10 protein-coding genes are annotated in these 12,631 nt (G+C 49.2%); 2 read left to right on the top strand and 8 right to left on the bottom strand.

Features of this window, described 5'->3' with window-relative positions:
- Window positions 1-4: 4 nt before the first annotated feature.
- From nqrM to ACN0R1_RS05830, 8 genes are all read right to left on the bottom strand, one after another.
- Window positions 5-256 carry a (Na+)-NQR maturation NqrM gene (gene nqrM, locus ACN0R1_RS05865; protein ID WP_417580851.1) on the bottom strand — a complete coding sequence of 84 codons (252 nt, stop codon included), beginning with the start codon at window positions 254-256 and terminating at the stop codon, window positions 5-7.
- A 127-nt stretch (window positions 257-383) separates the two neighbouring features.
- Window positions 384-1,610 carry an NADH:ubiquinone reductase (Na(+)-transporting) subunit F gene (nqrF, locus tag ACN0R1_RS05860; protein ID WP_417580849.1) on the bottom strand — a complete coding sequence of 409 codons (1,227 nt, stop codon included), beginning with the start codon at window positions 1,608-1,610 and terminating at the stop codon, window positions 384-386.
- A gap of 36 nt (window positions 1,611-1,646) precedes the next feature.
- Window positions 1,647-2,255, bottom strand: coding sequence for an NADH:ubiquinone reductase (Na(+)-transporting) subunit E (gene nqrE, locus ACN0R1_RS05855; RefSeq protein ID WP_036518690.1), 609 nt, complete (start codon window positions 2,253-2,255; stop codon window positions 1,647-1,649).
- Window positions 2,256-2,258: 3 nt separating this feature from the next.
- Window positions 2,259-2,918, bottom strand: a complete 660-nt coding sequence (locus ACN0R1_RS05850) for an NADH:ubiquinone reductase (Na(+)-transporting) subunit D (RefSeq protein ID WP_417580847.1) — start codon at window positions 2,916-2,918, stop codon at window positions 2,259-2,261.
- A gap of 2 nt (window positions 2,919-2,920) precedes the next feature.
- Window positions 2,921-3,769: a Na(+)-translocating NADH-quinone reductase subunit C gene (locus tag ACN0R1_RS05845; protein WP_417580845.1), complete on the bottom strand. Its 849-nt coding sequence runs from the start codon at window positions 3,767-3,769 to the stop codon at window positions 2,921-2,923.
- On the bottom strand, window positions 3,759-4,967 hold the full coding sequence (locus ACN0R1_RS05840; RefSeq protein WP_417580843.1) for an NADH:ubiquinone reductase (Na(+)-transporting) subunit B: 1,209 nt from the start codon (window positions 4,965-4,967) through the stop codon (window positions 3,759-3,761). Before ACN0R1_RS05840 ends, ACN0R1_RS05845 begins: the two co-directional genes overlap by 11 nt.
- A 9-nt stretch (window positions 4,968-4,976) precedes the next feature.
- Window positions 4,977-6,317 (bottom strand): Na(+)-translocating NADH-quinone reductase subunit A, encoded by a 1,341-nt coding sequence (locus ACN0R1_RS05835; protein ID WP_417580841.1) that lies wholly within the window; start codon window positions 6,315-6,317, stop codon window positions 4,977-4,979.
- Window positions 6,318-6,632: 315 nt separating this feature from the next.
- A complete protein-coding gene (locus ACN0R1_RS05830) occupies window positions 6,633-8,072 on the bottom strand; it encodes a glyceraldehyde-3-phosphate dehydrogenase (RefSeq protein ID WP_417580839.1) in 1,440 nt (479 codons plus the stop codon).
- Between the two features lie 212 nt (window positions 8,073-8,284).
- Between ACN0R1_RS05830 and mfd the strand changes: the two genes are divergently transcribed.
- A complete protein-coding gene (mfd, locus tag ACN0R1_RS05825) occupies window positions 8,285-11,728 on the top strand; it encodes a transcription-repair coupling factor (RefSeq protein WP_417580943.1) in 3,444 nt (1,147 codons plus the stop codon).
- A gap of 141 nt (window positions 11,729-11,869) precedes the next feature.
- The gene (locus tag ACN0R1_RS05820) at window positions 11,870-12,559 is read left to right on the top strand and encodes a transposase (RefSeq protein WP_417580837.1); all 690 of its coding nucleotides are present in this window, start codon (window positions 11,870-11,872) and stop codon (window positions 12,557-12,559) included.
- Window positions 12,560-12,631 lie beyond the last annotated feature (72 nt).

The following is a 12,631-nucleotide window of genomic DNA, read 5'->3' as shown; positions in this document are numbered from 1 at the left end:
CCAATTAACCTTTAGAATTAACCTCATAGGCAAGGTCCGTATCACCCTGTTTCCTTGCACTGATAATCCGCTGTTTTTCATCTTCATCATCGCAGATCTCTTTATCGCCACCGCAAATATCACAGGCTGTCTCCATGCCCAGAGAGCTCATACCACCGCAGGAACCCGCGATCGGCTTGCGACCCATAATCACCCCCACCGACATTCCCAGGGTGAGCAATAACAGAATCACTAGCGTAATAACAAATATTTCCATAACGGACTCCAGATAATGAGCAAGCAATTAATACACTGAATACAGACAGAGCGGCCAGCCGCAAAAAAAATGGCCGGAACTTGCGTTACCGGCCATTTTAACGAACTTAGGGGTGAGTTGGCTAGGATCAGCCGCCGAAATCATCCAGAAGGATATTTTCAGGCTCAACACCCATATCTTCCAGCAGCTTAATCACGGCCGAGTTCATCATAGGTGGTCCACACATGTAGTACTCACAATCTTCCGGTGCTTCGTGCTCTTTCAGATAGTTTTCATACAACACATTATGAATAAAGCCAGTCGGCCCTTCCCAGTTATCTTCTGGCAGAGGATCAGACAGCGCCAAATGCCAGGTAAAGTTGGGATTTTCTGCAGCCAGCTTATCAAACTCTTCGACATAAAAGGCTTCACGTAATGAGCGTGCACCATACCAGAAGGTTATCTTGCGTTTGGACTTCAAACGCAGCAACTGATCGAAAATATGTGACCGCATCGGTGCCATACCGGCACCACCGCCCACGAATACCATTTCGTTGTCAGTATCCTTGGCAAAGAATTCACCAAATGGACCGTACACATCAATAGTATCGCCTGGCTTCAATGCAAACACATAGGACGACATAATCCCTGGTGGTAAATCTGTTCCCGGTGGTGGAGACGCAATACGAATATTAAACTTAACCACACCACGTTCTTCAGGGTAGTTCGCCATAGAGTAAGCACGTATTGTCGGCTCAGTCACTGTTGAAACGTAACGCCACATATTGAACTTGTCCCAATCGCCCCGATATTCTTCTTCAATATCAAAGTCCTTGTAGTTCACTACATGTGGCGGGCACTCCAACTGAACATAACCACCAGCACGAAAATCAACACTCTCACCCTCAGGTAAACGCAGCGTCAACTCTTTAATGAAGGTGGCCAGGTTGGGGTTAGAGTCAACCGTACAGGTCCACTTTTTCACACCGAAGACGTCGTCTTCGACTTCGATCTTCATGTTTTGCTTAACCGGCACCTGACAAGAAAGCCTCCAGCCTTCTTTAGCTTCGCGCAAGGTAAAGTGAGATTCTTCAGTTGGCAGCATGGCGCCACCGCCTTCATGTACTTCACACTTACACTGTGCACAGGTACCACCGCCACCACAGGCTGATGCCAGGAATACACCCTGATCAGACAAGGCGTTCAACAGTTTCCCACCTGCTGGCACGGTAATTGTTTTTTCCGGGTCGCCATTGATTTCAATGGTGACACTACCGGAACTCACCAGTTTTGAGCGTGCGGCCAGAATGATGGCAACCATTGCCAGCACCAACGCCGTAAACATAACCACACCCAGAATAATTTCTGCATTCATCAGCTTATTCCACCCTTCTATTGTTGTCCCAGTGGATTAAAGCGATACGCCGGAGAACGACATAAAGCCAAGAGACATCAATCCCACAATAATGAAAGTGATACCCAGACCACGCAGACCCGCAGGTACATCGCTGTACTTCAGCTTCTCGCGTATACCGGCCAGCGCTGTAATCGCCAGAGCCCAGCCAATACCAGCGCCCGCACCGTAAACAATGCTTTCACCAAAGGTATAGTCACGCTCCACCATAAACAACGCGGCACCCAAGATCGCGCAGTTCACCGTAATCAACGGCAGGAAAACACCCAGCGCGTTGTACAGAACCGGTACATATTTATCCAGGAACATCTCCAGGATTTGTACCACTGCAGCGATAATGCCGATATAAGAGATGAAGCCCAGAAAACTCAGGTCGACATCAGGGTAACCGGCCCAGCTCAAAGCGCCTTCACGCAGGAGATAGTTGTAGATCAGGTTATTGATCGGCGTGGTGATAACCAATACCACCACCACCGCAATACCTAATCCCAGCGCGGTCTGTACCTTTTTGGAAATAGCCAAAAAGGTACACATCCCCAGAAAGAAAGCCAATGCCATGTTTTCAACAAATATGGCCCGAATAGCAAGACTGATATATTGTTCCATGACTTACACAGCCTCCTTACTGGTGTTAGGGGCAATTACAAAATCAGGCTTTTCAACCTGCTCTGGTTTCCAGGTACGTATCACCCAGATCAGGATACCGATCAGGAAAAATGCACTTGGAGGTAACAGGAACAAGCCGTTGCTGTTATACCAGCCGCCATTGGTAACCAACGGTAGAATTTCATAGCCAAACAAGCTGCCAGCACCCAGTAGCTCACGGAAGAAAGCTACAAACAGCAAGACCATGCCATAGCCCAAACCATTACCCAGACCATCAATGAAGCTTGGCACAGGTGGGTTTTTCATGGCAAAGGCCTCGGCACGACCCAGTACGATACAGTTTGTAATGATCAAACCAACAAATACTGACAGCTGTTTTGAAACATCATAAGCTACTGCTTTCAGTACCTGGTCGACCACAATTACCAGTGAGGCGATAATTGTCATCTGCACGATGATGCGGATGTTACTGGGTATATGTGATCTGATCAGCGAAATAAACAGGTTGGAAAACGCTGTCACTAACATTACAGCCAACGTCATCACAACAGCATTGTTCATATTGGTTGTCACCGCCAATGCAGAACAAACACCCAGCACCTGAAGTGCAATAGGGTTATTCTTAAAAATTGGCGTTAATATGATTTCTTTGGTATTAGACATGTTTACACCTCATCCACTTCAAGCGCGTCAGCACCGGCATCAGGCTCAACCAACTCGGCTGTACCTGAAGCACTCGCTTCACGCAGATTGGCAATAAACGGACCGAAGCCAGTTTCACCCATCCAGAAACGGATCATATTAGTGACGCCGTTAGAGGTCAGGGTTGCGCCTGCCAGACCATCGATGCGATGCTCAGATCCAGACTGAGAAGGATCCACGGCACCCTTTATCACTCGTAGCGCAGGCTCATCTGTCGACTCGCCAGAATAGATCTCTTTACCAACCCAGGAAGCTTTCCAGTCCGGATTATCGATTTCGCCACCCAGCCCCGGGGTTTCCGCATGCTCATAGAAGCCCAGACCGGCAACCGTATTCAGGTCACCTTCCAGTGCCAAAAAGCCATACAAAGTAGACCACAAGCCATAACCATAAACCGGCAGGATTAAGGTATCGATGGAGCCATCGTCGGCCTCAACGATATACACCGGCATGATATTGGGTTGGCGCTTGATAGAGGCTATATCCTCACGACGATCAAGTGACTGCGACAGAGCAGGATCACCGGCAGCGCGACGGAAGTCTTCAGCTGCAGGAACAAATTCATCCGTAAACTCCCCGGTTTCCAGATCGACCGTGCGAGTTGTAATCTGTGCAAACAACTCGTCGACGGTTTTGCTGGGATCTGTAATACCAGCCGCACGTAGAATATTGGATTTACGATCCTGATCCATATTGTACTGTTGCATGGGCTTCAGCATGACAGCCGCCGCCGATACAACAACAGAACAGACTACACATAGCACCAGGGCTACGGTAACTGTTTTTCCGATAGAATCTTTATTAGACGACATTACGTGACATCCTCCGTTTGATATTCGCCTGAACAACAAAGTTGTCAATTAACGGCGCAAACAGGTTGGCGAACAAAATCGCCAGCATGATACCTTCCGGGAAGGCAGGGTTAACAACACGGATCAGGATGGTCATCACACCGATCAACGCACCGAATATCCACTTACCCGTATTGGTCATCGAAGCCGATACCGGATCCGTTGCCATAAAGAACATACCAAATGCCAAACCACCAATGACGAAATGCCACCAGAAAGGTACCGCAAACATCGGATTGGTTTCCGAACCGACAATATTGAACAGCAGGGTTGTACCGATAACACCGACAGTCACACCCGCGACAATCCGCCAGGCCGCAATCTTGGCGTACATAATAATGGCACCACCAATGATGATCGCCAGTGTCGACACCTCTCCGACTGAGCCCTGAATTGTGCCTACAAATGCACTGGTCCAGGTAACACCTGCGCCAATGATTTCCTGCACACCACCCATGGCGGCTAAACCCAGAGGTGTAGCGCCGGAGAAGCCGTCAACCGCGGTCCAGATTGCATCCCCGGATATCTGAGCCGGATAGGCAAAGTAAAGGAAGGCGCGTCCGGTCAACGCAGGATTCAAGAAGTTTTTACCCGTACCACCAAACACCTCTTTACCTATGACCACACCGAAAGTAATACCCAGTGCAACCTGCCACAACGGAATAGTGGCTGGCAAAATCAGTGAAAAGAGGATGGATGTGACAAAGAAGCCTTCGTTAACTTCATGACCACGTTTCATGGCGAACAGGACTTCCCAGAAACCGCCGACAATAAAGGTCACAGCATAGATAGGTAACCAGTAAACTGCGCCGTGGATAATGTTATCCCACAGGCTGTTGGCGTTATAACTGGTCAAAGCACTCAGGATAGAGCCTCTCCAGCCTTCAGCCTCGGTAAGCCCCAACTGCGCCATAGCCGTATTAGCATGCAGACCTACGCTGTACAAGCCAAAGAAAACAGCAGGAAAGGTACACATCCATACCAGAATCATCATACGCTTCAGGTCAACACCATCACGCACATGTGCACCAGCACGGGTTACCTTGCCCGGTGTATAGAAAATGGTATCCACAGCTTCATACAGGGCATACCAGTTTTCATATTTGCCGCCTTTGTGGAAATGCGGCTCCATTTTATCTAAAACAGCTCTAATACTCATGCCTGTCTCCTACGCCTCTTTTTCAATGCGCGTCAGATTGTCACGGAGAATTGGGCCGTACTCGTATTTACCTACGCAGGCAAAAGAACAGAGTGCAACATCCTCTTCATCCAACTCAAGACAACCCAGCTGCATAGCCAGCACAATATCGCCAGTGACGAGTGCTCGCATCAGCTGCGTCGGCAGAATATCCAGAGGCATCAGCTCCTCGAATTGCCCTACCGGCACCATAGCTCGCTCGGAACCATTGGTGGTGGTGGTAAAGTCAAAACGCTTACCTGGCGCAAACTTGGAAATAAACATGTTAAGCACAGAGAACTTCTCTTTGCCTGGAGCAATCCAGCCCATGAACTCACGCTCATTACCTTCCAGCAGCACAGAGAGCTGAGTGGCATAGCGAGTCAAATAACCCAATGGGCCAGAAGCTGTCATGCCATTCCAAACGGAACCACTGATAATTCTGTTCTTACCACTACGCAGTTTACCGGCGGTCAGCTCAGTCAGACAGGCACCTACACGAGTACGAACCAACACAGGCTTCTCAACCTGGGGACCGGCCAATGCAACAACTCTATCCAGGTGCAAACGTCCTGTAGTAAAGAGTTTGGCAAAGGCAATGACATCCTGATAACCGATCTGCCAAACAGTTTTCGTCTGAGAAACCGGATCCAGGAAGTGAATATGCGTACTGGGATTACCTGCAGGGTGCGGACCGTCAAACTCTTCAGTGGTCACGCCATCGACCGTTGGGATAGAAGCGCCCGGCGCTTTACACAAAAACACCTTGCCGTCAGTCAGTTTGGTCAGTAATGCCAAACCCTGTTTGAAGGCATCAGCCTGGTCAGCAATAACCACCTGCGGGTCAGCTGCAAGTGGATTAGTATCCATGGCAGTGACGAAGATGGAGTGAGGCACGGTACCCACTGCAGGCACTTTACTGAAAGGCCTGGTGCGCAAAGCTGTCCAGAGACCTGACTTAACCAGGTTTTCCTGCACCTGTTCACGTGTCAATGTCGCCAACTGGTCAGCGGCGTATTGACTGAATTCGACAGCCTCTTCTTCAGCGTCCAGCTCAATGACTACAGACTGTAATACACGGCGTTCACCCCGGTTGATCGCTTTGACCACACCTGCCCCAGGAGCTGTATACTGAACGCCTTCGGTTTTTTTATCGGTAAAGATCACTTGCCCGAGCTTAACACGGTCACCCTCTTTAACGGCCATGGTTGGTTTCATACCAACATAATCATAACCAATAAGCGCGACCGAACTTACTTTTGCAGCTTCTTCAATTGTCTGCGCCGGTTCGCCCGTTATCGGTAGATCCAGACCCTTCTTGATCCTGATCATTCGCCTCACCCAATCTGACTAAAAAATCCGAAACCTTGTTTTCTGCCCACTAAGCCAACCGTTATTCAGCACCACTGAAATACGACTGATTATTGTTATCGAACAGAGCAAAATTCCACCTAAAAACTTTGCCATTATAGCTGATATTCTTGTAATTTTTCTACCAACCACTGCACCTAACCACTCATCCTAAAGTTGCAGAAATATTTAAAGCCTAGACGTTTTCGCTATAAACTTAGATCTACCAAGCACATATAAACAAAAAAGGGTGTCACATTACTGCGACACCCTTTTTTTAACTAACACCGACTATTATTACTTATCTTCAAGCGGATAAGGCTTCAAGGTGGTATTGCAAATCTGCTGCGCCATACGAATAACCTGACAGCTATAGCCATACTCATTATCGTACCAAACATACAGCACACAACGATTACCTTCAGCAATCGTTGCCAAGGCATCGACCACACCGGCTGCTCTGGAACCTACAAAATCAGAAGACACAGCTTCCGGTGAATTACTGTAATCCACCTGCTTCTGCAGATCTGAATGCAACGCAATAAAGCGCAAATATTCATTCAGCTCTTCTTTAGTGGTTCCGGTTTTCAGATTCAGGTTCAAAATCGCCATAGACACGTTCGGTGTCGGCACACGAATCGCATTACCGGTCAATTTACCTTCCAGCTCAGGCAACGCCTTGGCAACCGCCTTGGCCGCACCGGTTTCAGTAATAACCATGTTCAGCGCCGCCGCACGACCACGACGACTACCCTTATGGTAGTTATCGATCAGGTTCTGGTCATTAGTATAAGAATGCACCGTTTCTACATGACCATTCTCTATACCAAACTTATCCTGTAGCGCTTTCAGAACTGGCACAATTGCATTCGTGGTACAAGATGCGGCTGAAAGGATGGTGTCTTCAGCGGTAATATCCAGATGATTAACACCCATGACGATGTTTTTCATATTTTTACCCGGGGCTGTCAACATCACCCTTGCCGCACCCTTGGCTTTCAAGTGACGAGACATAGCCTCAGCATCACGGAACATACCGGTGTTATCAATCACCAAGGCGTTATTGATACCGTACTGGGTGTAGTCAACATCTTCAGGCTGACTGGTAAAGATCACCTGGATAGCCACACCATTGGCAATGATAGACTGATTTTCTTCATCTACCTGGATCGTACCTTTGAATGAGCCATGCACAGAATCACGGCGCAACAGGCTGGCACGTTTTTCCAGATCGTTGTCTGCATTCCCCTTACGCACAACAACGGCACGTAAACGCATGCTATGCCCGATACCGGCACGATCTACCAACTGACGCGCCAGTATACGACCGATACGACCAAAACCGTAAAGCACAACATCTACCGGTTTACGATCATCAATCGGGCCTACCGCATCAGCCATCTCATCAGCGACGAACTGTTCCAGTGAGCGGCCTTTGGCTTCAGTACGGAATTTAACTGCCAATTTGGCAATATCCACATGTGCATTATGAAGATCCAGGCCACTGATCACTTCGAGTACCGGAAAGGTATCGATCACTGACAACTCTTCATCCTCTACCTGTCTTACAAAGCGGTGTGCCTTGATGACGTCGATCACCGAACGTTTCACGATGACGCGACCATAGATAGAGATCTCGACGTTACGTTCACGGTAAAGTCGACCGACCAACGGAATCATTGCTTCAGCAATCGACTCACGCGCATTCCAGTCCGCTAAAATCAGTTCTTGGCTCACAGCTTGCTCCGAAATTGTAATGGCTCTATTTGCGTGCGCGCATTATCCCTGTTTACGTCATCCGGATCAAATTCGTTTCAGTAGACTTTGGTCCGAACCAGCAACAAAGGTTAAATCATCTCTAAATTTACTGTATTACTGTGTTTTTTTACAGCATTAGTTAAAATACCCCCTTTAAGATTCTCTGCAGTCTATTAAAGGAGCGTACCTTGCTGGCCCCATTTAGCTTTGCACTGCCACACTCGGCAGGTGACATCAAACGTGTTGGACATGTCACCGGCTGTAGCACAGGTTTAGTACTACAGCAATTACTTACCCGGCAGCAACAAGGGCTAATAGTATTGGTGTGCAAAGATAATGAAACTGCACTGCGTATCCGTCAGGAAACCCGATTTTTTAGTCAGGATGACAATGAAATACTGCTGGTTCCTGATTGGGAAACCCTGCCATACGATACCTTTTCACCACATCAGGATATTATTTCTCAGCGTATAGAAACCCTCTATCGCTTACCCGCCATGAAGCGTGGCATTTTAATTGTGTCGGCATCCACGCTGATGCAGCGCATAGCGCCCACCACGTTTATTACCGGCAACAGCCTGAGCCTGGATAAGGGACAGGAGTTCAATCCGGATGCCATACGCCAACAACTGGTTCATGCCGGTTACCAGGCGGTTAATACTGTGTATGAGCATGGTGAGTTTGCCGTGCGTGGCGCAATTATCGATATTTTCCCGATGGGTAGTGACCTGCCCTTTCGTATCGATCTGTTTGATGATGAAATCGAAACCCTGCGTACCTTTGATCCTGAAACACAACGTTCCATCGATCAACTGGAGCGTATTCGTCTGTTACCGGCGCGCGAATTTCCGTTTAACCAGGATTCCATACGTCATTTCAAGCAGCGTTGGCGTGAAGTGTTTGAAGTTGATTTCAACCGCTGCCCGGTTTACCGCGACGTTTCCGAGGGCATCGCGCCCGCCGGTATCGAATACTACCTGCCGCTGTTTTTCGATCAGCTCGCCACACTGTTTGACTATCTACCGGAACAAACACTCTTTGTTGAACAAGCCGGTGTCAGTGAAGCCGCCAGGCATTTTGCTGAAGAAGTGGAAAACCGCTATCAGGAACGCAACTTTGATATTCAGCGCCCCCTACTACCCCCCCAGGCACTTTACCTTTCGGCTGATGAACTGCTTGGACAACTCAAGCACTACCCACGCATTCGCGTCACAACCGAAACAGAACAACGCAAACCCGGACGCGACAACCTGCCTTGCAGTGTGCCTGCCGACCTGACGGCTGAGCCTGGCAGTGATGAGCCATTGCATAAACTCAAGCAACTAATGGAACGCGATAGTGACGCGCATTTTCTGATCTGTGCTGAATCACCCGGTCGTCGCGAAGCCCTGCAGGAACTGTTGCGGCGTACCCACCTGAAGGCCACAGATATTGACTCCTGGCAGGCCTTCCAGGCGAGCCCGGTGAGACTGGGGATCAGCGTATTTGCGCTGGACCAGGGCATTTCCATTCCGGGTGAGTTACACCTGGTTACGGAAACGCAGCTGTTTGGTAGACAGATTTTTCAGCGCCGTCGTCGCCAACGCGAAAAGGAGCAGTCCGACCAGGTTATCCGCCACCTGTCTGAACTGACCACGAATGCCCCTGTGGTGCATATTGACCATGGTGTCGGCCGCTATCGTGGCCTGCAAAGCATCACGGTTGACGGGCAGATCAATGAATTTTTAATGTTGGAATACGCCAACGAAGCCAAACTCTATGTTCCAGTTTCATCACTACACCTGATCAGTCGCTACTCTGGTGCTACGGATGAACTGGCGCCTTTACATCGTTTAGGCACCGAACAATGGAGCAAGGCACGCCGCAAAGCCGCTGAAAAAGTCCGCGATACCGCGGCCGAGCTGTTGGATATTTATGCCCGACGCAATGCCCGCGAAGGCTTTTCTTTTGACTTCCCTGAAACCGATTTCGAACGTTTTGCCGCGGCTTTTCCGTTTGAAGAAACCCCGGATCAGGCCAGCGCTATAGAGGCTGTCATCCGCGACATGCGCTCAGCCAAACCCATGGACCGACTGGTGTGTGGTGATGTGGGCTTTGGTAAAACCGAAGTGGCCATGCGCGCGGCATTTATCGCCGCACAAGCGGGCAAGCAAGTAGCGGTGCTGGTGCCCACCACCCTGCTGGCACAACAGCATTTCGATAATTTCCGCGACCGTTTTGCCGACTGGCCAATCAATGTTGAACTCATTTCGCGCTTTCGCAGTGCCAAGCAGCAGCAAGTCATTGCCCAACAACTGAGTGACGGTCAGGTGGATATTCTGATCGGTACCCACAAACTGCTGCAAGGTAGTCTGACCTACAAAAACCTCGGCCTGCTGATTATCGATGAAGAGCACCGTTTCGGTGTTCAGCAGAAGGAAAAGATCAAAGCATTGCGTGCTGAAGTCGATATTCTGACCATGACGGCTACGCCTATTCCACGTACCCTGAATATGGCCATGTCAGGCATGCGCGATCTTTCCATCATTGCCACCCCGCCGGCTCGCCGACTCTCGGTGAAAACCTTTGTCCGCCAATCAGATCCTGCGCTGCTTAAAGAAGCCATACTGCGTGAGCTGTTACGCGGCGGACAGGTCTACTTCCTGCATAACGAAGTCAAAACTATCGATAAAGTGGTTACTGAGATTGACGCCCTGGTGCCGGAAGCCCGCGTTGCGGCAGGGCACGGACAGATGCGTGAGCGCGAACTGGAACAGGTGATGAGCGACTTTTACCACAAGCGCTTTAATGTCCTGGTGTGTACCACCATCATCGAAACCGGTATCGACATACCCAACGCCAATACCATTATCATTGAGCGAGCAGATAAATTCGGTCTGGCGCAGTTGCATCAGTTGCGTGGCCGTGTCGGTCGCTCCCACCACCAGGCTTACGCTTACCTGTTAACCCCGGACAAGCGCAACATGACCGACGATGCGCAAAAACGCCTTGAAGCCATTTCCGAAGCCTCCACACTCGGCGCAGGCTTCACCCTCGCCACACATGATCTGGAAATCCGTGGTGCCGGTGAACTGCTCGGTGAAGATCAAAGCGGTCAGATGCAGACCATAGGCTTCGGTCTGTATATGGAAATGCTGGAGCAAGCCGTTGAAGCGATCCGTGACGGCAAAACACCGAATCTGGATAAACCGCTAAACCACGGCTGTGAAGTCAATCTCCACTTGTCTGCACTGATTCCGGATGATTACCTGCCGGATGTACATAACCGCTTGATGCTGTACAAACGCATCTCCAATGCGCGCGATGCCAACGCCTTGCGCGAGATCCAGGTGGAAATGATCGACCGCTTCGGCCTACTCCCCGAAGCCACTAAAAACCTGCTACGTCTTACTGAACTAAAGCTTCAAGCCGAAGCGCTGGGAATCCAGAAACTGGATGTCGGCAATAAAGGTGGCAAAATCGAATTTGACTCTGAACCCAAAGTTGAACCGATCAAGCTCATCCAGATGATCCAGCGCCAACCACGCATCTTCAAACTGGATGGCCCCTCTGGACTCCGCTTCACCCTGCCCATGGAAAGCATCGAAGAGCGCTTCAAACAAGTAGAAGCCCTCCTGACAGCCCTGGCCTCCTGAAAGGGGTCAGTACCCTTTTAGAAGTACGCGAAAAGGGTACTGACCCCTTTTCTGACCCTTTTGGGCTTTTTTATATTAGCTTTTTCTTTTTCAGGGGCTAGACTTAAATTAGTTTTTGAACTTACCGACAAGGATGTCGACATGCCAAGAAAACCACGCTTTTATCTTCCCGATATACCCGCCCATGTGGTGCAAAGAGGGAATGCTCGCCAAGCTGTTTTTTACAAGCCAGAGGACTATTCAATTTACCTCAACTGGCTTCATGAAGGTGCAAGAAAATATGGATGTCATCTGCATGCTTTTGTATTGATGACCAACCATGTACATCTGTTGCTCACTCCAACGACACCAGAGTCCATCAGTTTGACGATTCAGCATGTAGGGCGAAAATACGTTAGCTACGTCAATCGTCGCTATGATCGCAGCGGTACGTTATGGGAAGGCCGTCATAAGGGCTCAATTATTTCAAGTGATGAGTATCTACTCTGTTGTATGCGTTATATTGAGCTAAACCCCGTGAGAGCTGGTATGGTCGAGCATCCGGCTGAATACCGATGGTCAAGTTATCATCAAAATGCATCAGGAAATTTTCTAAATAATCTTCACCCTCACCCAACCTACTTATCACTTGGTAAATCCCAAAGTGAAAGAGCAATGGTTTATCAAGAGCTGATCCAGAGCTCATTTCATCCAAATCAGCTTTTGCAACTACGAACCTGCCTGCAAACCGGCACACCTTTAGGGAATCAGCGATTTCGTAACCAAATTGAAACCCTTCTCGGACGGCAGATTGGCCAGACCCGGCAGGGGCGCCCAGCTAAAAAGGAGTAAAAAGAAAAGGGGTCAGAAAGAAAAGGGGTCAGTACCCTTTTAGTAGTTAAAAAAGGGTACTGACCTCTTTTC

This window comes from Nitrincola sp., from assembly GCF_048264025.1.
Lineage (GTDB): Bacteria > Pseudomonadota > Gammaproteobacteria > Pseudomonadales > Balneatricaceae > Nitrincola.
The sequence above is the reverse complement of the archived record's forward strand: the minus strand, read 5'-3'. Positions and strand labels throughout refer to the sequence as shown.